Here is a 21,620-nt window from a genome sequence, read left to right on the forward strand (position 1 = left end):
GCTTGTTTCATCTCTTGTTCTCCTCTTGTTCTCCTCTTTTTCTGCTCTTACAGGCTGCCCTTGGTCGAGAGCACGCCGGCAATTCTCGGATCGAAGGAAGTTGCCTCATCGAGTGCCTTCGCAAATGCTTTGAACATCGCCTCGATGATGTGGTGGTTATTTCCGCCGTCAAGCACTTTGATATGCAGATTCATCTGCGCCGCATAGGAAACGGCGTAGAAGAATTCTTTTACCATCTCAGTCTCCATCTCTCCTACTTTCTCCCGCGTAAATTCTGCCTGGAAAGAGAGATACGGTCTGCCGCAGAGGTCAACGGCCGAGAGCACCAGTGTCTCGTCCATCGGAAGGATTCTGTCGCCGTAGCGGCGGATGCCCTGTTTGTCGCCGACTGCCTCGCGGATTGCAGTTCCGAGCACGATACCGGTGTCCTCGATCGTGTGGTGGCCGTCTATATCAAGGTCTCCATCTACAGAAACGGAAAGGTCGAAAAGACCGTGGCGGGCAAAGCCGTCGAGCATATGGTCAAAAAAGCCGATGCCGGTGTGGATGTCGCTCTTTCCCGTTCCATCCAGATTTAATGTCATGCGGATCTTTGTTTCTTTTGTCACGCGTTCTACGCTGGCTGTTCTGTTCTCCACTTACTCTTCCCCCTCAAAACGGACGGCAATCGAATTGGCGTGTGCCGTCAAGCTCTCTGATTTTGCAAAGCTCTCGATATCCTCGTGGATCTCGGAAAGGGCTTCTCTGGAATAATAGATGATGCTGGATTTCTTCACGAAATCGTCTACGGACAGCGGGGAGAAGAATTTTGCGGTTCCGTTCGTCGGCAGGATATGGTTCGGGCCGGCAAAATAGTCACCGAGAGGCTCGCTGGAGTTCTCGCCGAGGAAAATAGCACCGGCGTTATGTACCTTCATCATATCCTCAAACGGGTTCTTCGTCACGATCTCGAGGTGCTCCGGTGCGATGGCATCTACGGTGTCGATCGCTTCCTGATGCGAATCGGTGACAAGGATGTAGCCGAAGTTGTCCAGTGATTTGGAGATGATGTCGCTTCTGGAGAGGACTTTTAAGAAACCGTCTACCTCTTCACTTACCTTCTCTGCCAGTTCCTGGGAGGTGGTAATGAGGATCGCACTTGCAAGCTCATCATGCTCAGCCTGGCTTAAGAGATCGGCTGCCACGAACCGCGGATTTGCAGTCTCATCAGCAAGGACAAGAATCTCACTTGGGCCTGCGATGGAGTCGATGCTGACATTTCCGTATACGGCTTTCTTTGCAAGGGCAACGTAGATGTTTCCAGGTCCTACGATTTTATCGACTTTTGGAATGCTCTCGGTTCCGTAAGCAAGGGCTGCAATTGCCTGTGCACCGCCGATTTTAAAGACGCGGTCCGCACCGGCTTCTTTTGCTGCCGCAAGGACAACCGGGTTGACTTTTCCGTCTCTGCCGCACGGCGTTGTCATGCAGATTTCTTTGACTCCTGCCACTTTTGCCGGAAGAATGTTCATCAGAACAGAGGACGGATACGCTGCCTTTCCTCCCGGAACGTATACGCCGACACGGTTCAGGGCGGTCAGCTTCTGGCCAAGCATCGTTCCGTTCTCGGTAGAGGTGAACCAGCTGTTCTGTTTCTGTTTTTCGTGGAACTCACGGATATTTTTCATGGATCTGCGAATGACACCGATCAGCTCTGGATCTACGATGTTGTACGCCTCATCAATCTCTTCCTGTGTTACTTCTACGGTAGAAGCATCGAGTACCGCATGGTCGAATTTCTCGGTATATTCGAAAACGGCTGCGTCTTTTCTTGTTTTTACATTCTCAATGATCTCCTGCACGGAAGCCTCGTACGTTCCGTACTGTGTCGGGCTTCGTTTCAGCATATTCTCCAGAATATTTTCTGTGGTCTCTTTTGTCAGTTTTACGATTCTCATACCAGTGCTCCTTTCAGATCCTGAATTAATTTGGTAATTCTCTCATTTTCCATCCGCATGCTCACCTGGTTGACAACCATGCGCGCAGACAGCGGGCAGACCTCCTCGAGAACGGTCAGGCCGTTTTCCCGTAAAGTGCTTCCTGTCTCTACAATATCCACAATCACTTCGGAAAGTCCGACAATCGGTGCCAGCTCGATCGAGCCGTTCAGCTTGATCATCTCAACGGTCTGGTGCTTGCGGTTGTAGAAGTAATCCTTGGCAATGTTTGGGTACTTCGTTGCCACACGGATCTGCTGGTTGTGTTGCAGCAGCTCACGCGCGGACTCCGGTCCGCAGACACACATGCGGCACTTGCCGTAGCCAAGGTCCAATACCTCGTAGAGGCGTCTTCCTTCCTCCAGAATCGTGTCCTTTCCGACGATTCCGATATCCGCTGCGCCGTACTCCACATAGGTCGGCACATCCGGACCTTTGGCGAGGAAGAAACGGAGCTTATGCTCTTCGTCCGTGAAAATCAGCTTTCTCGTATCTTTATTTTTCATTTCATCGCAGGTGATGCCGACTTTTTCCAGCAGCTCCAGCGTCTGGTACGCCAGGCGTCCTTTTGTCAGTGCAATGGTCAAATATCTCATCTTTTTCGTACCCTTCCTCTCCTACAGCTCCACCGGCTGTACTTCTCCTGTCGACAAATCGATAGCAAGCACCGAATCGCTCTTCTGAATATAGACAATGCCGCCGAACTGGTTCTTTCTGCCGTATTCTTCATAATCTGCAAGAACCTTGTCCCTTGCAAAGCAGACCAGCGCGACATCCATGCCCTTGCTTCTGTGCTCGTTAGCAAGTTTTACGGCCAGCGGCTGAAGAAAATCCGGGTAGAGTAGCATCGTTTTCGTATTGGCAATCGGAAGAGAAATTTTCTGGCGCTCCAGTGCATTCATCAGAGATTCCATGACAGTACAGAATCCGATCGCCGGCGCTTTCTTTCCGAAGTGCTGCAGCAGTGCATCGTAGCGGCCGCCTTTTACGATCGGCTCGCCGGTGCCGTAGGTGTAGGCCTGGAAAATAATACCGGTGTAGTAATGGAATTTGCTTAAAAGGCCGAGATCGAAGAAGACGTATTTTTCATAGCCGTAATCTTTAACGATCTCATAGATCGTAGCCAGACGATCGAGTGCCTCTCTTGCCGCCGGATTTCTTGTAAGGCCTTTTGCCTTTTCGAGAATCTCTGCATTTCCGAACAGCTGCGGAACATCACGGAGTGCTTCAAACAGATCACTTCGAAGGTTCTGTTTTGCCAGCAGCTCCTCGGCGCCAAAATGATTTTTAATGGAAATCAGTTCTTTTAATTCGTTCAGAACATCCTCGGCGAGCGCAGCTTCCTCGGCGAGCGCCTGGAAGAAACCTACGTGGCCGATGCTGATCTGGAAATCGGTAAGACCGGCATCCAGCATAACTTTTACGGTCATCGCAATGATCTCTGCGTCTGCCATTGCGGAATCATCGTTTAAGAGCTCGACGCCCATCTGGGTGGACTCTTTTAAGCGGCCCTGATAGCTGCTGCTGTTGACGAAGCTGCTTCCTCTGTAGCAAAGGCGGATCGGCATCGTCTCTTCCATGAAATACATGGAGGCTGCGCGTGCAATCGACGGGGTAAAGTCCGGACGGAGCACAAGGGTGTTGCCGTCGCGGTCAAAGAATTTGTAGAGCTCGCGGGACGGTGTTGTTCCCACTTCTCTTCCGAATACATCAAAAAACTCGAACGTCGGTGTTTCAATATCCTGATATCCAAACGCATGAAATACCTGCTCAATCTGATTCTCCAGGTATAATTTTTTCGTACATTCCTGATTGTAGACATCCCGGACGCCTTCCGGGGTATGAATTAATCGATCCATGTTTTGTTGTCCTCACTTTTTCGCTTTAGTTCACTACCATATTACCATATTGAATTTAAAACTATGGTTAGTATATCGGAAAACATTTTCCCTGTCAACTCAAAATTTTAATCCGCTTTCGAATCCCGTATCTCCAGATCCTTCTGGATTCCGTTCAGGTACGGGACGAGAACGCTGCTTCCCGTTCTGGGAAGGAAGAATGACGTTTCAAGCTCGGTGTAGGAAAAATGCTTCTTTCCGCCGTTCTGTCCGCGGTCCCAGAAGGTTTTCATCGTCTCATACCGCAGGTAATAATATTCGTCCCGCGCCGTAAAATACAGCAGCAGGAAGGAAATCCCCCCCTGCTGCTCGAAATCTTTCATAAACGTGACCTGGTGCTCGTGGATGTTTGCGAGCGGAAAGGAATCCGTTTTGCACTCTTTGGCATCGAAGCAGACGGGAATGCCCTGTACAGCGCCGATGTAATCAACGGTACTCTTCTTTTCAAAATAAGCCAGCGTGATGTGTCTGCTCTCCTTATCTATTTTGATCGGGGTGATCGGCGTCGGCACCTTCTGGATCAGTGCCAGATGCTTGTCACGGTACTGCTCGTTTGTGCGGTTGATCATTTCCTCCAACGTTGATCCGCGGAGTCCCCTCGATGTCCATGCCATAATTCCTGTCCTCGTCTTCGTTCTGTTCTTATTCAATCAGAGAAATTTTGTTCAGCGGCCAGTAGCGCAGAAAGGCCTTGCCGATGATCTTGTCTTTCTCTACGTACGGATTCAGCCAGTAGCGGGAATCCTTTGATACGTTCCGGTTGTCGCCGAGCATAAAGTAGCAGCCCTCCGGCACCTCATACGGTCCGAAATCGCCGACCGGTGTTTCCGGGCAGAAATCATCGCGCAGCGGCTCGGTGGAATCGTTGATATACACCTTTCCGTCGCGGATCGTAACCGTCTCTCCCGGCAGTCCGATAACGCGCTTGATAAACTTCTGCTTCTCGTCGTCCGGATAATAGAAAATAACGATGTCATACCGCTGCGGATCGCTCTTTACATAAGCAAGGCGGTTACCGAAGATCTGGTCTCCGGTCATAATCGTGTTTTCCATGGAAGGAGATGGGATTCTTGCGTTGATGACAATGACCTGCTCCACAAAAACAACGACTGCCACGACAATGGCGATCATTTTTACATATTCCCAGATTTCCCGTCCGATGCTCGTCTCCTCCGTTTTTCTTGGTTTTGTTTCTTTCTTTTCGTTGTCTTTTCGGCTCATAATCCTTCTCCCGTCAAATGTTCTCCCTGTAAAATCCGGCGCACGGATGATGGCAGGGGCGCTGTAAAGGTTTTTCCGGACAGATCCGATAAGGTGCCCGTAAGCTCTGGAAATACCGCCTTCCACGAATGGAGAAGTTGGTATTTCAGTCCGTATTTTTCCCGGAAGCGGCGGTTAAACTCCGCATCCCCGTATTTCGTATCTCCCGCAAGCGGATGACCGATGCTCGCGAGATGGCTGCGGATCTGATGGCTCTTTCCGGTCACCAGCTCAACCTCCAGCAGCGTACAGCCTCTTCCGGCACAGAGCGGCCGGTATGCGGTTTCTATGTAAACAGCATCTCCCTGCTGCTCTCTCTGAATCGAAACACGGTTTGTCCTCTCATTTTTTGTGAGATATCCGCGTATCCGCTCTGTCTCTGTCACGGTTCCTTTTACAACCGTCAGATAGTATTTTCCAACAGCCCGCTCTGCGATCAGTTCTGAAAGCTGCTGCGTCGCCGCAACGGTTTTTCCGGCAAGAATCAGACCGCTGGTGTTCCGGTCCAGACGATTGCAGAGTCCGGCGCGGAACATGGTCTCCTCCCCGGCATTTTTTTCCGAAAGATAGGCGCCGAGCGCTTCGGTAAGGCTCACATCCGTCTCTTTCGCCTTCTGTGAGAGGACACCTGCCGGCTTGTTCAGGAAAATTACTTTTTCGTCTTCATAGACGATATCCAGCTTCGGATACTTTACCTGTATTCCAGCCGCCGGTTTTTCCGGTGTTTTCCGAAATTTTTCGATGGTCTCTTCCGCCAGATACAGCCGGATCGTATCGCCTGTTTTCAGCTTTTCACTGCCGTCCGCCTTTTTCTGGTTCAGCACAATGTTTTTCTTTCGCAGCATTTTATAGAAGAAACTCTTTGGCGCCTCCTCCATATATTTGGACAGATATTTGATGAGCTGCTGCGCGCAGTCTTTTTCTGTCACGGTCAGTTCTCTCATAGCAATGGTCTCCTACAGTGCCAGCGCCAGCATCGTGTGTTTCACCAGTTCCGTGCGGGACAGATCCGGGTACCGCTCATCCGGTTTGAAGTTTTCACTGGCGCTCTTTTCCAGCTCATCGTAGTTGCGGTTCAGGGAATCGAGGCGCTCCAGAAATGCTTTTTCCCGATCAAAAATCTTCACATGGCATTTGTAGCCGTTGAAACGGATGATCTTGTTCAGATACGTAGTGCAGTCCTCGATCTGTTTCTGGTCTTTGGCGCGCGTGGTGTAGCAGGCGATCTCCTCACCGCAGAACGCCGCTGCTTCGATCATCAGACTCGATTTTTCCTGTGTGATATACATTTCATATCCCATCAGCAGTTTTCCTTTTTTTGCCTCAATGGCATCGTACACTGCTTTGTCCACTGGCTTTTGCATAACCATCATGATAAAACCGACGGCGGCGCGGCAGCCCGGCAGACAGCCTACTACGGCGACAACCGTAAAAATGTTGCTCTTGTTTCCGTCTGCAAGCACAAGTCCGACAATAAAAACGATGGCCGGAAGGACGAACAGTCCCAGTGTCACAAGCAGTCTTTTTTTCTTTTCCCGGCGGATATAGCCGTAATCCCCTTTTCTGATCTTCATTCTTCTGTCATTTCCCTTCTTCGATAAGATCCCCGCTCATCTTCTGCGTGTTTATTTCTTTTTGTGCACGTTGCGGAGCGTCTTTTTCGGCCGTCCGCCTGTTTTGGCTTTTCCCTGTCCGGAACGGTCATTCGCCGTCTTCTGGCCAAAGCCTTTTCCGTTGGACCCTTTTCCTCTTGACGGTTTTCCTGCCTCCCCGGCCATCTTTCTCGGCCGTACGAGACATTTCGGTCCGAATCCGATCAGATCCTCCCGGTGTGTCCGGCGCAGTGCCTCGCAGACGAGCTCATAGTTCTCCGGATTCCGGTACTGAATCAGCGCACGCTGCATCGCCTTCTCATGCGGCGATTTCGGCACGTAAACCGGATCCATCGTCCGCGGGTCAAGACCGGTATAGTACATACAGGTGGAAAGTGTGGAAGGCGTCGGATAGAAGTCCTGTGCCTGCTCCGGGATAAATCCCATATCGCGGATGTACTCGGCAAGCTCCACCGCATCCTCCAAGTCACACCCCGGATGGGACGACATAAAATACGGAAGTGCGTACTGCTGCTTCCCCGTCTTTTTGTTGCACGCATCGAAGCGGCGGATAAATTCCTGATATACTTCGTGGCGCGGTTTTCCCATATAGGAAAGCACACGGTTCGAAACGTGCTCCGGCGCAACGCGGAGCTGACCGCTGACGTGATCCTTTACCAGCTCGGAAAGGAACGTCTGGTCTTTATCGGCCAGGACATAGTCAAAACGGATGCCGGAGCGGATAAAGACTTTCTTCACGCCCGGAATGTCTTTTAATTCCCGCAGCAGCTTCACATAATCTCTGTGATCTGCCACCATATTTTTACACGGCTCCGGGAAGAGACAGTTCCGGTTCGGGCAGGCGCCTTTGGTGAGCTGCTTTTTGCATGCCGGACCGCGGAAATCCGCCGTCGGGCCGCCGACATCGTGAATATAGCCTTTAAATTCTTTTTCCTGAACCATCTGCCGCGCTTCCGCCAGAATGGATTCGTGGCTTCTTGTCTGCACAACGCGTCCCTCGTGGAACGTCAGCGCGCAGAAACTGCAGGACCCAAAGCAGCCGCGGTTGCTCGTCAGACTGTATTTGATTTCCCCAAGCGCCGGCACACCGCCGTCTTTTTCATAGCTTGGGTGATAGGCGCGCATGTATGGAAGCGCATAGACATCATCCATCTCCTGCTCTGTCAAAGGACGGGAAGGCGGATTCTGTACAATGTAGCCCTGGCCCTCATACGGCTCTGCCATCGGCTTCGCATTGATGGCATCGGTATTTTTATACTGAATCGCAAAGCTCTCCGCATACGTCCGCTTGCTCTCCCGCACCTCCTCGAATGACGGCAGCACCACCGGGTCAATCAGGTGATCCAGCGTTTTGCTCCGATAAACGGTTCCCGGAATAAAGGTGACATCATGAACGTCAATGCCAGCCGCAAGTGCATCTGCAATCGCTACGATCGAAAGTTCTCCCATTCCGTACGAAATCAGATCCGCACCGGAATCGAGAAGGACGGAGCGGCGCACCTGGTCAGACCAGTAATCGTAATGCGAAAGGCGCCGGAGCGATGCCTCGATGCCGCCGAGGATCATCGGTGTATGTTTATACGTTCTCCGAATCAGATTGCCGTACACGGTAACCGCGCGGTCCGGCCGTTTTCCCATGACACCGCCCGGCGTAAAGGCATCTGTTTTTCGGTGCTTTTTCGCCACGGTATAATGGTTGACCATGGAATCCATATTTCCGGAAGAGACAAGAAAGCCAAGACGCGGTTCACCGAAAATCGAAATGCTGTTCTCGTCCTTCCAGTCCGGCTGTGAGATGATGCCGACGGAATAGCCGTTCGCCTCGAGCACACGGCTGATGATTGCCGGTCCGAACGAGGAATGGTCCACGTAGGCATCTCCGATGACATAGACAAAGTCAAACTGTTCGATTCCCCGTTCCTTCATCTCTTCTCTTGTAATTGGTAAAAAAGGCATGCTTTACTTTCCTTTCTGTGTTTCGGCGTCCGCTATGCCAAGCGCCGCTTTTTCTTTCTGCGTCAGGAGACGGGCACTGCCCTTTGGCAGCGCCGGATCAAGTTCCAGGCTCCCCATCGACAGCCGTTTCAAATAGACGACCGTTTTTCCGACCTTCTCAAACATGCGCTTGATCTGGTGGAAGCGGCCCTCACAGATGGTAATGCGGATCCGGCTTTCAAAAATGCCAGGCTCTTTTTCTGTCGTTTCCAGAATGGTAAGCTCGGCCGGAAGTGTCGGTTTGTCGTCCCCAATGTCGAGCCCTTCGGCAAATGCCTGCCGATCTTCTTCTGTCACTTTTCCGTCAATCACGGCCTCATACACTTTCGAGACATGCGATTTCGGAGAGAGCAGCCGGTGGGAAAGGGCTCCGTCGTTCGTAATCAGCAGCAGCCCTTCGGTGTCCTTGTCGAGCCGTCCGACCGGAAAGAGGTCTTTTCTTGCCGCACCACTTAAAAGATCGAGTACGGTCCGGTCACGGCGGTCCTCCGTCGCAGAGACGACACCCGCCGGTTTGTGGAGCATCCAGTATTCCATTTTCACATAGGAAATGCTGTTTCCGTCCACAGTCACCTGCGCTTCATCCGGGTCGACTTTCAGTTCCGGGGCTTTTGCCGTAATTCCGTCTACGGCCACCCGTCCCTTCCGGACCAGGGCCTTTACTTCCTGGCGTGTTCCCACACCCATGTCCGCCAGATATTTATCGAGTCGTAATTTACTCATACCATCCGCCATCCTGCATAATATTTATTCTTTAACGTTCCGTTGTTTATTTTTCCCCAGCCAAGTGGGAAATCATCCAGGCACACAAGCACCCAGTCCTTTTTCCCCTGACACTCTTCCTCGGAAAACGAGAGTGTCTCACCCTTTAAGTAGCGCATGACACGGTCATCTCCCTTGGGAATGGTCAAACACGAAACGTATTCTTCTTTTTTCAGATACGCCGCCAGCGCCTGGGACGGCTCGAAGCGGTTTTTCTTAATGGTGCCAAGCGAAAGTCCGGTCCGCAGATAGCGCAGACCCTTTGCCGCACAGACACCTTCCGGCAGAAAATAGAGCTGGTCTTTCACAAGGGCAAACGAACCATTCTTCCAGTCCATGCGCACGCCAGCAAGAAACTCTTCCGCCTCTTTCGGCAGCTTCTTTGTCGTTTCCAAAAGGCGGGAAGGCTGCCGTTTCCGGCTCTCTCCCTGCTTTTTCAGGAGCGCCACGAAATGGCCTTCTCCCTCCATCCGCTGCGGGAAAATATGAACGCACCGGGAAAGATCGCGGCCATTCACGGATACTCCCGGCGCAAACCCTTCGTAACCCGGGGTAATTTCCTGCACTTCCATATCCGGATGCGCATCCAGCAGCCCTGCGATGACCTCTTCGTTCTCCTTTACAGAAAACGTACAGGTAGAGTACAGCAGCTCTCCGCCCTCTGCAAGCATCTGATACGCCTGCTCGATCAGTTTTTTCTGGATCGGCACATAATGCTCCGGCCCATTTTCACTGTAGTAGCGCAGCATTGAGCTCTCTTTTCGGAACATGCCCTCCCCAGAGCACGGCGCGTCAAGAAGGATCTTGTCAAAAAAGGCCGGATACAAGGTTACTAATTTTTCCGGATCCTCGCTCGTCACGAGAAGACGTCCCACTCCCTGGATTTCCAGGTTGCGCAGCAGCGCCTTCGCCCGCGAATTGCTGATATCGTTTGCCAGCAGCATGCCGCCCTCACCGATCCGGCTTCCCAGCTCCGTTGCCTTTCCGCCCGGTGCCGCACAGAGATCGAGCACACGGTCATCCGGCTCAATTGGAAGGCGGGATGCCGGTGTCATCGCACTCGGCTCCTGCAGATAATACAGGCCCGCATAGTAATCGGCATCCTTTGCCGGATTGCAGCTCTCTTCATCGTAATAAAATCCATTGGGGATCCACGGAACCTTCTTAAGCGGAATATCGGTCCGCCTAAGAAACTCTTCTGTCGAAATTTTTCCGTTGTTTACCCGCAGTCCTCTATGTACCGCCTCGTCAAATGTCTTGCAGTATGCCTCATATTCTTCCTCACCGAGCAGCTGTTTCATCTCCTGCTCAAAGGCTTCCGGCAGTGTGATCATATCCGTTTATCCCCTTTTGTTCTAAAGTTCGTCTGTAATTGCCTGTGCGCGGTATCCCTCTGCAATCAGATCCAGTTCTTTGTGGAACCGTTTTAACTCCTGCAGATCGTTCTGCGCATAGATGTGATAAAACTCATCCTGAATTTTTTCTACTTCGCGTTTGTTCGTCACCTTGTAAAGATTCTCGATATTATTCAGGATATCCGTGATCAGATTCCGCTGTATCTGGGAGGAATTCTGTGCATCCATAATCTCACTCCGCACAGAGGACATCTCATTATCCAGCACAATAATCGCCTTTGCAGCTGCACTCAAGCGCTCCCGGATGTGATCCGGAATGTTTGCCTTATATTTGTACTGCAGCGAGTGCTCAATCGTCGCCCAGAAATCCATCGCCATCGTGCGGATCTGGATTTCCACCTGGATGCGCTTCGGGCCGTTCATCGTCTCCACGGTATAGTAAACAATGAGGTGATAGCTCCGGTAACCGCTGTCCTTCATGTGGCGGATGTAGTCTTTCTCGCTCTTAATCTCAATATCCGACCGCTTCTGGATCAGGTCGGCAACCTTTTCGATATCTTCAACGAACTGGCAGATGATGCGGATGCCCGCGATATCCTCCACCTGCTCCTCCATCTCTTCGGGCACAATGCCCTTTCTCTGCATTTTTTCCAGAATACTGGAAACACTCTTCACACGGCCGCTCACGCTCTCGATCGGTGAGTACAGCCCTTTTCCGTGGTGCTCCTTGATCAGATGCCGGAATTTCACCTGTAATTCCTTGACAGCCAGCTCGTATGGTTCCAGAATCTCATGCCATAACAGTATATCCATGTCCCCTAATCTCCTTTTTTGCTCCTGCTTTCAGCCATTTTTCTTATCGGATGGTAAACGCTTTGGAAATTCAATCCCCACCCTGTTACTTTATGCCTGTCTTTTCTGTTTTATGACTGTTTTTCAGAAACTTTTTTGAAATAGACACGGGCAGTTTTTTATGCCTGCCGTTTCGAAAGCTGCTCCAGAACGCGGCACAGGTACTGATACGTTCTCTCCACGGAGGAAATCGAAAGCCGCTCCTCGGTCGTGTGGATTGCTTTCATGTTCGGGCCGAAAGATACACAGTCAAGACCGGAAAGCTTTTCATAGAACAGACCGCATTCCAGTCCGGCATGAATCGCTTCCACTGCCGGTTTCTGTCCATACATGGCTTCATATTCCACCACCATCAGATCGCGGAGGGCAGAATCCTCTTTATACTCCCATGCCGGGTACGCGCCCTCTACGTGGAACTCACCGCCCAGGAAACCGATCAGATACTCCAGCTTGTCGGAAAGGGCTTCTTTTGCACTTCCCACGGAGCTCCGCACACTCGCACACGCATGCAGGTGATCCGGCTCTAATTTCAGAATACCGAGGTTCAGGGATGTTTCCACCAGTCCCGGGATCTGGCCGCTCATCTTCTGTACCCCGTTCGGAAGATTCATCAGGAAAAAGACGGTTTTCTGCAGGCTGACCGGATGAAGCGCCGGTGCAGCGCCCTCGCCTGTTTTCTCTACCGTAACGCTAATACCGTCATCTGTTCCGCTGTACTCTCTGCAAAGATTTTCGGTGAAGCGTGATGCTTCCTCTTTTAAGATCTCTTTCTCTCCGCCGTCGATGGCAAGAAGCATGCGGGTTGTCCGCGGAATGGCGTTGTCTTTTAAACCGCCCTCCAGCTCGATCAGGGCATAATCCATCTTTCCTGCCAGTTCGTACAGGAAACGGCCCGCCAGAATGTTGGAGTTGGCACGGTTTTTGTGGATTTCCGTACCGGAATGGCCACCAGCAAGACCGGAAATCGTCACTTCCATCTGCTCACCCATCACTTCGCTTCTGCGCACCGGCAGATCCATCATGGCTGTCATACCGCCTGCGCACGATACGGTGAGAATGCCTTCCTCTTCAGAATCCATATTTAACAGTGTTCTTCCCTTTAATTCATTCCCGTTTAATGCTGCTGCGCCGAGCAGTCCGATCTCTTCATCCGTCGTAATCAGTGCCTCGATGGCCGGAAGCTGCAGATCATCCGATTCCAGCACAGCCAGCATATAGGCAACGGCAATTCCGTCGTCTCCGCCAAGCGTCGTGTCCCTGGCATAAATCTCATCGCCGTCGATGTGAAGCTCAAGGCCGTCCTTCGTAAAATCGTGGCTGCTGCCCGGCTTCTTCTCGCAGACCATATCGCAGTGGCCCTGCAGAATCACAGTCGGAGCCAATTCACATCCCTTCGATGCCGGGCGGCGGATGATCACGTTGTTGGACGCATCCTGATACCAGGATAATTCATGGTCCCTTGCAAACTGAACCAGATAGTCGCTCACTTCTTTTGTGTTTCCGGAGCCGTGCGGAATGCGGCAGAGCTCTTCAAAATAATAAAATACCCGTTCCGGTTTTAATCCTGCTAATACGCTCATTTTTTCTTCTCCCATCTTCTTTTTTTCAAAGCTTCGTCATACTCTATTTTAGAAAGCGGGAGGAGGTTCGAACGTCATGAAAAAATCACTTTTATTTCTCTCTTCCCTGCTTCTTTTTTTCTGTCTTCTTATCTTTCCCGCGCGGACTTTTTTCTATGCCTGCGAGGGTGTCAATCTCTGGTTTCATACCATTCTTCCGTCACTTCTGCCGTTTCTGATTCTGACATCTCTTCTTCTGGAAACAGGAGCCGCGCGGCGGATCTCTGCCCGTGCAGAAGTTTTTTTTCAAACGGTTTTCGGTCTTTCCCCGGCTGGGTTTTATGCACTTTTTCTCGGTCTTTTCTGCGGTTTTCCCATGGGAGCGCGCATCACTGCCCAGCTCTATGAGGCAGAAGAAATTGACCGGAACGAAGCGTGCTATCTTTTAACCTTCTGCAGCAGTCCGAGTCCTGCTTTTCTGTCTTCCTATGTTATCTTAACTGCGTTTTCCGGACAGATCCATCCCGGGTTCGTCTTCGGCGTACTCTACGGTTCCAATTTTCTAACTGGTTTTCTGTTCCGGCTTGTTTTCCGCCGCTTCCGCCTGCACCGGCACACCGCCCATCGGACACATTCCGTGGAAAAAAAAGAGATGTCAAAACAGACTTCCAAAGGAAACCTGCTGGACACCTCTATCATGAACGGATTTGAAATCATTACACAGCTTGGCGGATACATCATCCTGTTTTCCATTCTGTCCGGACTTCTGATGGATCTGCATCCGTTTGGTTCCGCCTCGCCCCTGCTCTGCGGCGTGCTGGAAATCACGACGGGAATCGCACAGCTTGCCGCGTCCTCTCTTCCTTACGCCGGAAAAGTCTCTGCTATCCTTACCTGCGCCGCCTTCGGCGGTCTCTCTGTCGCTGCCCAGACAAACTGTATGATCCATAACAGCGGTCTGCCCCTCTGGCCTTATCTTGCCGGGAAGCTCTGCTGTGCTGCTTTCGCAGGAACGCTTGGTTTATTCCTCTTCGCTTTCCTCTTCTGATGCCGGATCATATTCCGGTACGACAACTTCTTCCTCTGGCTGCTCTTCTTCCGGAGCACCCTGCGGGGAGAGCTCACTTCTGTTCTGAACAACGGTATTGTAGCAGCTTGTCAGGGATTCTACAAAGCTGTTGTATTTCTCTCCTGCATCGTTTAATGCAGTCGTCATAATATTGCTTAAGTTGGCAAGCATATCATCGGTATATCCGATGGCACCGAGACGGATGCTGTTGGCATCGTTGGTTGCAGCATCCAGGATTTCCTGTGCCTGCTGATTTGCATTGTTGACGGTCTCATTTGCCTGTGCGTATGCTGACTGCATCACTTCACTCTGCTCTACCATCTCTCTTGCCTTTGCCTGTGCCTCTGCAATGATGACATCTGCCTTGTTCTGTGCATCTGCCAGAATCGCATCTTTGTTGCTGATGATCTTCTGGTACCGTTTGATCTCGTCCGGTGTTTTCAGACGGAGCTCACGGAGAAGCTCTTCTAATTCTTCTTTATTTACAACGATTTTGGTGGTAGACAGCGGCTGATATTTACAGCTCTCTACATACTCCTCAATTTCTTCGATGATCTGTTCAATTCTGCTGCTCATTTTAATTCTCCTTATCTTTTATCCTGCGGCATTCCTTCTGAATTTCGGGCGGCATACTTTGCGCGGATTTCTTTTTCCACAAAATCCGGAACAAATTTGTGAATGTCGCCGCCAAAAGCAGCTACTTCTTTTACTACCGTGGAGCTGAGGTACGCATACTCCAGCGAGGTAATCAGAAACGTGGTATCTACTTCCGGTTCCAGAACGCGGTTCGTCTGTGCCATCTGCAGTTCATATTCAAAGTCTGTGATCGCGCGGAGTCCGCGGACGATCGTATGCGCCTGGCATTCCTTCGCAAAATCAACAGCGAGCCCGCTGAAAGAACGGACTTCGACATTTGGAATGTCCTGGGTCGCTTTCTTTAGTATATTAACACGTTCTTCCACAGAAAACAACGGAGATTTTGAGGAATTATGTAAAACTCCCACGATTACGCGGTCAAAAAGCTTGGATGCACGCAAGATAACATCCAGATGACCATACGTTACAGGGTCAAAAGTTCCCGGGTATACGGCTGTCTTCATGATTCTTTTACTCCTTCGTGTTTGCTTTTCGGGGTAAGGAATACATGGACATTTGTCTTATAGATTTTTTTCTTCAGAATTTCGTATCCGGCATCCTCCGCCCAGTCGAAATCAGTATTCAGCGATGCTTCTACAATAATTAAGGTATCCTCACCGATAAAAGAGGCGTCGCGGAACGCATACAGCACATCCTTTTCCAGTCCCTTATCGTATGGCGGGTCCATAAAAATGCAGTCAAAAGGCTCCTGTCCCTGAAGCGACTGCAGAGCTGCATGCGCTTCCATGGGCAGGAGCACTGCCTGCTGTTCCAGCTTCGTAAATTTTAAATTCTGCCGGATACAGTCTGCTGCAGCTTTGTTCTGCTCTACGAACCACGCGCGCTCGGCGCCGCGGCTCAACGCCTCGATTCCGATCGCCCCGCTTCCGGCGAACAAATCGAGAAAACGCGCATCCGGCAGATACGGCTGAAGCATATTAAATAAGGTTTCTTTGATCCGGTCCGTCGTCGGCCGGGTCTGTCTGCCGGGAACCGTCTTTAATGGAAGACTCCGGCATTTTCCTGCTATTACTCTCATGTTGGTCTTATTTTCGTCCTTACTGTTTTTGTTTGATGGATCAGTCGGCTTTCAACTGCTCTCTCCAGTCCAAATCTCCTCTTGCAAGTCCCAAAATCAGAGACTCCGCAGTTCCGATATTTGTTGCAATCGGGATATTGTACTGGTCGCAGGTACGGATAATTTTGTAGACATCCGGCTCTTTCGGATTGATCATCGTCGGATTGTAAAAGAAAATTACCATATCCATATCGCCGCGTTCAATCATCTCGGTAAACTGTTTGTCTCCGCCTACGCTTCCAGGCAGAAACTTGTGTACATGAAGGTTCGTCACCTCTTCAATCCGCCGTCCGGTGGTTCCGGTGGCGTACACCTCATGTTTCATGAGGATTCCCTTGTATGCAATACAGAAATCCTCGATCAGACTCTTCTTGCTGTTGTGTGCTATGATTCCAATATTCATTACTGCAAACCGCCCCTTCTCCTGTTTTTACTACCATGTACAGCAATTATAACAAATTTATTTTCAATACGCAATTCTTTTTGTGAATTTTTTACACAGTTTTTATATTTTTTCTGCCGTTCCATTTTTCCTTCTTCTTTTACTTTCTCCGCTTTTCCGGAAAAAATACAGAATCTGGAAGTTTATTTTTGTTTTCTTTCCACATACTATGACCGTAGCAGAACAGATGAAAAACACATCCGGATCTGCTTCACAGCAGCTTTTAACAAGCACAAAGATAAAGGAGGGAATGAACATGGCGAATCGTTCATCGAATACCGCAGCAGTACCAGAAGCAAAAGGCGCTCTGGACAAATTCAAATTTGAGGTGGCAAGCGAACTCGGCGTGCCGCTCAGTGATGGCTACAACGGTAACCTGACTTCCAAACAGAATGGTTCTGTCGGAGGTTATATGGTCAAAAAGATGATTGAGCAGCAGGAACGCCAGATGTCCGGCGGTTCTTCTGGCCAGTACTAATCATCCCGGTATAACATCCTGATGCCGGAACAGGCATCAAAAAGCGTGAGCTCTTTTCTTTTCGGAAAAGCTCACGCTTTTTTCTTGCTCCTGCAGAGCTGGTACATAATACTTACAGATCAATGCTTCCGGTTACATCATCATTGATTACGTAGTAAGCAGTAAATTCCTCCGGTTTTACATAAACCTTCAGGCTCTTTAATTCTTCTGCTTTCTTGCCATATCCTTCGATCCAGATCTGCTGGATTCTCTCGTACAGATCTTTCTCCTTGATTTCTCTTCCGCCGAACTGCAGAATCATCTCCTGCTCCGCTTCTTTCTTTGCTGCTTTTGCAGGTGATTTTTTCTCTGCCGGCTTTTTCACTGCTGCTGGTTTTTTCGGTGCAGCCGCTTTCTTTGTCGTTGTTTTCTTTGCTGTTGTGCGGGTTGTTTTTGCAGCTTTTGCTGCCGGTTTTTCTTCTGCTTTTGCAGGTGCTTCCTCTGCTGCTGCAGTTTCCTTTACAACTTCTTTTGCAACTTCTTTTACAGCTTCTTTCTCTGCTGCGGTTGTTTTTTCTGCTGCTTTGGTCTCTACTTTTACTGTCTCGTTCTCTGCTGTCTTAGCCTGGGCAGCTGGTTTTTTCTTTACCATATCTGTTTCCTCCCATTTGGACCGGCCCTGTATATTTTGGAAGAGCCGTCCTGCGAACTATCATTCAGGCGAACGCTTGACACTCACGGTCCGCACATTTTTTGATTCCTTGTTTATAATACATGAATTTTTTTGGCATTTCAAGTAATATCTGATTTCGCACGAATTTTCCACGAAATTGTACAGTCATTTTCCGTACTATCCAATCAGGCTGTTACTTTTATCCGATTTTGCATTTTAAAGCCGGATTTTTTTGTAATTTTTCACAATCCAATGTCGTGGTTTTCCAGATCAAGATACGATTTCATTACCTTTTTCAGCAGTTCATGCTCCGGTTTTTCAAAATAAGGATCGTCGGCAAGCAGTTCTGAAGCCGCCTCACTCGCTTTCTGCAGGATATCGGCATCCCGGAAAATATCTGCCATCTGGAATTCCATATCCCCGCTCTGGCGCGTTCCCAGCAGATCGCCGCTGCCGCGCAGTTTCAAATCTTCCGAAGCAATATAAAACCCGTCGTTCGAATGGTTCAGGATTTCCAGACGTTTGGCGGTCTCCTGATCTTTGTTTCCGCGGATGAAAATACAGTAGGACTGATGCTCTCCTCTTCCGACACGTCCGCGGAGCTGATGGAGCTGTGCAAGGCCGAACCGTTCGGCATTTTCCACCATCATCACCGTCGCATTCGGCACGTTGACACCGACCTCCACGACTGTCGTCGAGACGAGTACCTGGATTTCTCCGCTGGCGAACCGCTCCATGATCTCGTTTTTCTGCGCCGCCTTCATCTGTCCGTGCAGCATCTCTACTGTGATGCCCGGCAGCTCTTTTTTCAGGAGCTGTGTATAGTCGGTGACGTTTTCCGCTTCCAGACCCTCGCTCTCCTCCACCATCGGGCAGATCACATACGCCTGACGGCCCAGTTCGACCTGACGCGTGATAAAGCGGTAAGCTTTTGGACGGTAAGACGTATCCACCACACAGTTTTTAATCGGCAGACGCTTCGCCGGAAGTTCATCAATCACAGAAATCGAAAGATCTCCGTACAGAATGATAGCCAGGGTTCTTGGAATCGGCGTTGCACTCATAACGAGAACATTCGGCGGTTCCCCTTTTTCAGCAAGTGCCGTTCTCTGCCGGACACCGAAGCGGTGCTGTTCGTCTGTGATGACAAGCGCCAGATTTTTGTACTGTACCTTTTCCTGAATCAGTGCATGTGTGCCGATCACCATTTTGCAGCTTCCGTCTTCCAGACTGGCATAGATTTCCCGGCGTTCTTTTGCTTTCGTGGATCCAGTCAGAAGGCGGGGATTGTATTCCGTCAGATTGTTTTCTTTCAACAGAGTGCAGAGCGATTCATAATGCTGCCGCGCCAGAACCTCCGTCGGAACCATCAGCGCCGATTGGTAGCCGTTCTCAGCTGTCATAATCATTGCAAGGAATGCCAGAATCGTCTTTCCGCTTCCGACATCTCCCTGTACCAGCCGCGCCATGCGGGTATGGCCTTTTAAGTCCCGCTCCAGTTCGCCCCACACGCGCATCTGTGCATTCGTGAGACGGTACGGCATATTTTCGATGACTTCCTCCGTCTTCCAGACGGCGCGGATCGGGAACACATTGGTAATTCCCTCCGTCTGCTCTTTTAACTGCCGCAGGGACAGGATGAAGAGAAAAAACTCTTCGAACACAATTCTGCGCCGCGCCGTTGCCAGATGCTCCTGGTCTTTTGGAAAATGAACCTCATGGAGGGCATAATTGATTTCACAGAGTTCATACCGGGCACGGATTTTCTCCGGCAGATAGTCCTGCGCAGGTGCGCATCGTTCCAGCACCTGTGCTACGGCCTTGCTCACCATCTTGTTCGTGAGACCGGCTGTCAGCCCATAAACCGGCTGAAGACTTGCCAGAAGCTCATGGTATGCGGCAGGAGTGAAGATTTCCGGCTGCTCCATCACGAGACGGCCTGATTTTTCCTGTATCTTTCCGCGGAAGATAAAAACACTGCCTTTCTTCAGCGTGCTCCGCAGAAACGGCATATTAAACCAGGTAAGCTGCAGCCGCACCGGCTCCTCGTAGAGTTCCAGGACAACGACGCTCTTTCTCTGGTTTCCTTTTACCGACGGACTGTGGACAATTCTTCCGTATACCGCATTCTTTTCCTCTTGTCTGCATTCGCGAAGGGGAACCGGCTCTGCATAGCAGTCATAATCTCTTGGATAATAATGCAGAAGCTGCTGCAAATTGTAGATTCCTACTTTTGCAAACAGCTTCTCCGTTTTTTCACCGATCCCCTTCAGTGTTGTCAGGGGTTCCGTATTCATATTTTTCTTTCCTTACTCTTATTCAACCGAAACGACACAGTAGTAAATCGGCTGTCCGCCATAGTTTACTTCCACATCGCAGTCCGGATATGCCTGCTCGATTTTTTCGCCAAGGCTTTCGGCATCTTCCTCACTCATATCTTCACCGTAGTAGATGCTGATCAGCTCGCTGTCCTCATCGACCATGGCGCGGATGGTTTCTTCTGCAACGGTAAGAATATCCTGTCCGACAGCGAGAAGTCCGTGATCGCCAAGTCCCATGATGTCGCCCTGATGGATCTCTTTCTCATCGATGTGGGTATCACGTACCGCGTACGTTACCTGACCGGTTTTCACCATCTGGATGCCCTCTGTCATGGCCTCCTCGTTCTCTTCTGCAGATTTCTCCGGCACATAGCTGATCATGGCTGTGATGCCCTGCGGAACGGTTTTGGTCGGAACAACGATGATATTTTTGTCCTCAGTCATGGCTTTTGCCTGATTTGCTGCGAGGATGATATTTTTGTTGTTCGGCAGAATAAAGATATTCTTTGCATTGACCTTCTCAATTGCAGTCAGCATATCCTCGGTGCTCGGGTTCATGGTCTGACCGCCCTCGATCAGGTAATCAACACCGAGTCCCTGGAAGATCTCTTTGATTCCCTCTCCGATGGACACGGCAATGAATCCGTTCTCCTTCGGCGGCTGTTTTGCTGCTTCTTTTCTCTTCTTATCTTCCTCTGCCTGCTGTGCTGCGATCTTTTCTGCGTTCTTGATCAGGCGCTCCTGATGCTCCTCACGCATGTTGTCGATCTTCATTCTGGTCAGCTGTCCGTACGTCAGCGCCTTGGAAATTGCTTTTCCAGGATCGTTGGTATGTACGTGTACCTTAACCAGCTCATCGTCTGCAACGAGAACGATCGAATCTCCGATTCCGTTCAGGAAATCTTTGAATGCATAAACCTCTTCATCCGGAAGCGGGTTTTCCAGCATAATGATAAACTCGGTGCAGTAGCCGAATTTGATTTCTTTTTCTGTCTCTTTGGACGGTCTGACAAATTCTGTCTTTGCTTCCGGCATCTCGAAATTCAGATCAATCTCTTTCCCGAGGAACGCGTCATATGCGCCCTGCAGTACGGTTAAGAGACCCTGTCCGCCGGAATCCACAACGCCTGCCTCTTTTAATACCGGCAGCATCTCTGGTGTCTGGGATAGCACGTACTCTGCATGCGCGAGAACGTCCTCGATGAATGCGTTCAGGTCTTCGCTTTCCGGTGCAAGCTCTGCTGCTTTCTCTGCTGCTCCCTTTGCCACGGTCAGGATGGTACCTTCTTTTGGCTTCATAACGGCTTTGTATGCAGTCTCAACTGCTTTTTCCATTGCCTCTGCAAGAATCTCTGCGTTCAGCTCTTCATAATCGCGGATCTTCTTGGTAAAGCCACGAAGAAGCTGGGAAAGAATAACGCCGGAGTTACCTCTGGCACCGCGCAGAGAACCGGAAGAGATTGCCTTGGAAAGGTTGTACATGTTCACTTCTGTGAGTGAGTTTACTTCCTTGACTGCGGACATGATCGTCAGCGTCATGTTGGTACCTGTGTCGCCGTCCGGTACCGGGAACACGTTCAGCTCATTGATCCACTCTTTCTTTACTTCCAGATTTTTTGCACCAGCCAGAAACATTTTTGCCAGTAAGCCGGCATCAATTGTATTTGTAGCCAC

23 protein-coding genes are annotated in these 21,620 nt (G+C 50.3%); 2 read left to right on the forward strand and 21 right to left on the reverse strand.

Annotated elements, in window-relative coordinates:
• Nucleotides 1-47: 47 nt before the first annotated feature.
• From hisB to DXD02_RS00840, 13 genes are all read right to left on the reverse strand, one after another.
• Nucleotides 48-638, reverse strand: coding sequence for an imidazoleglycerol-phosphate dehydratase HisB (gene hisB / locus DXD02_RS00780; RefSeq protein WP_118600648.1), 591 nt, complete (start codon nt 636-638; stop codon nt 48-50).
• Nucleotides 639-1,937, reverse strand: coding sequence for a histidinol dehydrogenase (hisD, locus tag DXD02_RS00785; protein WP_055226357.1), 1,299 nt, complete (start codon nt 1,935-1,937; stop codon nt 639-641). It abuts the gene before it with no gap.
• The gene (hisG, locus tag DXD02_RS00790) at nt 1,934-2,572 is read right to left on the reverse strand and encodes an ATP phosphoribosyltransferase (protein WP_022461875.1); all 639 of its coding nucleotides are present in this window, start codon (nt 2,570-2,572) and stop codon (nt 1,934-1,936) included. Before hisG ends, hisD begins: the two co-directional genes overlap by 4 nt.
• A 21-nt stretch (nt 2,573-2,593) precedes the next feature.
• Nucleotides 2,594-3,835, reverse strand: a complete 1,242-nt coding sequence (hisZ, locus tag DXD02_RS00795) for an ATP phosphoribosyltransferase regulatory subunit (RefSeq protein WP_118600646.1) — start codon at nt 3,833-3,835, stop codon at nt 2,594-2,596.
• A 107-nt stretch (nt 3,836-3,942) separates the two neighbouring features.
• Nucleotides 3,943-4,491: a Holliday junction resolvase RecU gene (locus DXD02_RS00800; protein ID WP_117509155.1), complete on the reverse strand. Its 549-nt coding sequence runs from the start codon at nt 4,489-4,491 to the stop codon at nt 3,943-3,945.
• 25 nt (nt 4,492-4,516) lie between these two features.
• Complete coding sequence (gene lepB / locus DXD02_RS00805; RefSeq protein ID WP_022461878.1) at nt 4,517-5,095, reverse strand: signal peptidase I; 579 nt, start codon at nt 5,093-5,095, stop codon at nt 4,517-4,519.
• A complete protein-coding gene (locus tag DXD02_RS00810; protein ID WP_118666258.1) occupies nt 5,092-6,078 on the reverse strand; it encodes an RluA family pseudouridine synthase in 987 nt (328 codons plus the stop codon). Before DXD02_RS00810 ends, lepB begins: the two co-directional genes overlap by 4 nt.
• 12 nt (nt 6,079-6,090) lie before the next feature.
• Complete coding sequence (locus DXD02_RS00815) at nt 6,091-6,708, reverse strand: DUF4191 family protein (protein ID WP_118666259.1); 618 nt, start codon at nt 6,706-6,708, stop codon at nt 6,091-6,093.
• A gap of 51 nt (nt 6,709-6,759) precedes the next feature.
• A complete protein-coding gene (locus DXD02_RS00820) occupies nt 6,760-8,703 on the reverse strand; it encodes a YgiQ family radical SAM protein (protein WP_055226360.1) in 1,944 nt (647 codons plus the stop codon).
• Nucleotides 8,704-8,706: 3 nt separating this feature from the next.
• Nucleotides 8,707-9,465: a pseudouridine synthase gene (locus tag DXD02_RS00825; RefSeq protein WP_117801045.1), complete on the reverse strand. Its 759-nt coding sequence runs from the start codon at nt 9,463-9,465 to the stop codon at nt 8,707-8,709.
• Complete coding sequence (locus DXD02_RS00830; protein WP_118666332.1) at nt 9,462-10,835, reverse strand: RsmB/NOP family class I SAM-dependent RNA methyltransferase; 1,374 nt, start codon at nt 10,833-10,835, stop codon at nt 9,462-9,464. The genes DXD02_RS00825 and DXD02_RS00830 overlap by 4 nt, the downstream gene beginning before the upstream one ends.
• A gap of 24 nt (nt 10,836-10,859) precedes the next feature.
• Nucleotides 10,860-11,672: a GTP pyrophosphokinase gene (locus tag DXD02_RS00835; RefSeq protein ID WP_055218019.1), complete on the reverse strand. Its 813-nt coding sequence runs from the start codon at nt 11,670-11,672 to the stop codon at nt 10,860-10,862.
• A 158-nt stretch (nt 11,673-11,830) separates the two neighbouring features.
• The gene (locus DXD02_RS00840) at nt 11,831-13,291 is read right to left on the reverse strand and encodes an aminoacyl-histidine dipeptidase (RefSeq protein WP_117801042.1); all 1,461 of its coding nucleotides are present in this window, start codon (nt 13,289-13,291) and stop codon (nt 11,831-11,833) included.
• Between the two features lie 76 nt (nt 13,292-13,367).
• Between DXD02_RS00840 and DXD02_RS00845 the strand changes: the two genes are divergently transcribed.
• Nucleotides 13,368-14,318 carry a nucleoside recognition domain-containing protein gene (locus DXD02_RS00845; protein WP_055265191.1) on the forward strand — a complete coding sequence of 317 codons (951 nt, stop codon included), beginning with the start codon at nt 13,368-13,370 and terminating at the stop codon, nt 14,316-14,318.
• Here DXD02_RS00845 and DXD02_RS00850 read toward each other — a convergent pair.
• From DXD02_RS00850 to DXD02_RS15925, 5 genes are read right to left on the reverse strand one after another with little or no spacing between them, the layout of a single operon-like run.
• Nucleotides 14,292-14,915 carry an ATPase gene (locus DXD02_RS00850; RefSeq protein ID WP_117801036.1) on the reverse strand — a complete coding sequence of 208 codons (624 nt, stop codon included), beginning with the start codon at nt 14,913-14,915 and terminating at the stop codon, nt 14,292-14,294. The genes DXD02_RS00845 and DXD02_RS00850 overlap by 27 nt on opposite strands.
• A gap of 11 nt (nt 14,916-14,926) precedes the next feature.
• The gene (coaD, locus tag DXD02_RS00855; RefSeq protein ID WP_055265195.1) at nt 14,927-15,439 is read right to left on the reverse strand and encodes a pantetheine-phosphate adenylyltransferase; all 513 of its coding nucleotides are present in this window, start codon (nt 15,437-15,439) and stop codon (nt 14,927-14,929) included.
• Complete coding sequence (gene rsmD, locus DXD02_RS00860) at nt 15,436-16,014, reverse strand: 16S rRNA (guanine(966)-N(2))-methyltransferase RsmD (protein WP_022461889.1); 579 nt, start codon at nt 16,012-16,014, stop codon at nt 15,436-15,438. Before rsmD ends, coaD begins: the two co-directional genes overlap by 4 nt.
• 40 nt (nt 16,015-16,054) lie before the next feature.
• Entirely contained in the window at nt 16,055-16,456 is a 402-nt protein-coding gene (locus tag DXD02_RS00865) for a methylglyoxal synthase (RefSeq protein ID WP_022461890.1), read from the reverse strand.
• On the reverse strand, nt 16,456-16,581 hold the full coding sequence (locus DXD02_RS15925; RefSeq protein ID WP_279220552.1) for a hypothetical protein: 126 nt from the start codon (nt 16,579-16,581) through the stop codon (nt 16,456-16,458). The genes DXD02_RS00865 and DXD02_RS15925 overlap by 1 nt, the downstream gene beginning before the upstream one ends.
• Before the next feature lie 170 nt (nt 16,582-16,751).
• On the opposite strand from DXD02_RS15925, the gene DXD02_RS00875 reads away from it, so the two are divergent.
• Complete coding sequence (locus tag DXD02_RS00875; protein ID WP_022461891.1) at nt 16,752-16,973, forward strand: alpha/beta-type small acid-soluble spore protein; 222 nt, start codon at nt 16,752-16,754, stop codon at nt 16,971-16,973.
• 112 nt (nt 16,974-17,085) lie between these two features.
• Here DXD02_RS00875 and DXD02_RS00880 read toward each other — a convergent pair whose 3' ends face one another.
• From DXD02_RS00880 to DXD02_RS00890, 3 genes are all read right to left on the reverse strand, one after another.
• Nucleotides 17,086-17,604 carry a DUF6465 family protein gene (locus DXD02_RS00880; protein WP_055265199.1) on the reverse strand — a complete coding sequence of 173 codons (519 nt, stop codon included), beginning with the start codon at nt 17,602-17,604 and terminating at the stop codon, nt 17,086-17,088.
• A gap of 263 nt (nt 17,605-17,867) precedes the next feature.
• Nucleotides 17,868-19,922: an ATP-dependent DNA helicase RecG gene (recG, locus tag DXD02_RS00885; protein WP_117508994.1), complete on the reverse strand. Its 2,055-nt coding sequence runs from the start codon at nt 19,920-19,922 to the stop codon at nt 17,868-17,870.
• Nucleotides 19,923-19,940: 18 nt separating this feature from the next.
• The gene (locus tag DXD02_RS00890; RefSeq protein ID WP_055226532.1) at nt 19,941-21,620 is read right to left on the reverse strand and encodes a DAK2 domain-containing protein; all 1,680 of its coding nucleotides are present in this window, start codon (nt 21,618-21,620) and stop codon (nt 19,941-19,943) included.

It is taken from the genome of Blautia sp. TF10-30 (genome assembly GCF_003481245.1).
GTDB classification, from domain to species: domain Bacteria; phylum Bacillota; class Clostridia; order Lachnospirales; family Lachnospiraceae; genus Fusicatenibacter; species Fusicatenibacter saccharivorans.

What these genes read in the sequence shown, in the direction of transcription:
- DXD02_RS00820 (WP_055226360.1), bottom strand. Translation starts at nt 8,703, where the DNA reads ATGCCTTTTTTACCAATTACAAGAGAAGAGATGAAGGAACGGGGAATC.
- DXD02_RS00875 (WP_022461891.1), top strand. Translation starts at nt 16,752, where the DNA reads ATGGCGAATCGTTCATCGAATACCGCAGCAGTACCAGAAGCAAAAGGC.
- DXD02_RS00850 (WP_117801036.1), bottom strand. Translation starts at nt 14,915, where the DNA reads ATGAGCAGCAGAATTGAACAGATCATCGAAGAAATTGAGGAGTATGTA.
- coaD (WP_055265195.1), bottom strand. Translation starts at nt 15,439, where the DNA reads ATGAAGACAGCCGTATACCCGGGAACTTTTGACCCTGTAACGTATGGT.
- DXD02_RS00845 (WP_055265191.1), top strand. Translation starts at nt 13,368, where the DNA reads ATGAAAAAATCACTTTTATTTCTCTCTTCCCTGCTTCTTTTTTTCTGT.
- DXD02_RS00835 (WP_055218019.1), bottom strand. Translation starts at nt 11,672, where the DNA reads ATGGATATACTGTTATGGCATGAGATTCTGGAACCATACGAGCTGGCT.
- rsmD (WP_022461889.1), bottom strand. Translation starts at nt 16,014, where the DNA reads ATGAGAGTAATAGCAGGAAAATGCCGGAGTCTTCCATTAAAGACGGTT.
- DXD02_RS00880 (WP_055265199.1), bottom strand. Translation starts at nt 17,604, where the DNA reads ATGGTAAAGAAAAAACCAGCTGCCCAGGCTAAGACAGCAGAGAACGAG.
- DXD02_RS00865 (WP_022461890.1), bottom strand. Translation starts at nt 16,456, where the DNA reads ATGAATATTGGAATCATAGCACACAACAGCAAGAAGAGTCTGATCGAG.
- DXD02_RS00825 (WP_117801045.1), bottom strand. Translation starts at nt 9,465, where the DNA reads ATGAGTAAATTACGACTCGATAAATATCTGGCGGACATGGGTGTGGGA.
- DXD02_RS15925 (WP_279220552.1), bottom strand. Translation starts at nt 16,581, where the DNA reads ATGGAACGGCAGAAAAAATATAAAAACTGTGTAAAAAATTCACAAAAA.
- DXD02_RS00815 (WP_118666259.1), bottom strand. Translation starts at nt 6,708, where the DNA reads ATGAAGATCAGAAAAGGGGATTACGGCTATATCCGCCGGGAAAAGAAA.
- recG (WP_117508994.1), bottom strand. Translation starts at nt 19,922, where the DNA reads ATGAATACGGAACCCCTGACAACACTGAAGGGGATCGGTGAAAAAACG.
- hisG (WP_022461875.1), bottom strand. Translation starts at nt 2,572, where the DNA reads ATGAGATATTTGACCATTGCACTGACAAAAGGACGCCTGGCGTACCAG.
- lepB (WP_022461878.1), bottom strand. Translation starts at nt 5,095, where the DNA reads ATGAGCCGAAAAGACAACGAAAAGAAAGAAACAAAACCAAGAAAAACG.
- DXD02_RS00810 (WP_118666258.1), bottom strand. Translation starts at nt 6,078, where the DNA reads ATGAGAGAACTGACCGTGACAGAAAAAGACTGCGCGCAGCAGCTCATC.
- hisZ (WP_118600646.1), bottom strand. Translation starts at nt 3,835, where the DNA reads ATGGATCGATTAATTCATACCCCGGAAGGCGTCCGGGATGTCTACAAT.
- hisD (WP_055226357.1), bottom strand. Translation starts at nt 1,937, where the DNA reads ATGAGAATCGTAAAACTGACAAAAGAGACCACAGAAAATATTCTGGAG.
- DXD02_RS00840 (WP_117801042.1), bottom strand. Translation starts at nt 13,291, where the DNA reads ATGAGCGTATTAGCAGGATTAAAACCGGAACGGGTATTTTATTATTTT.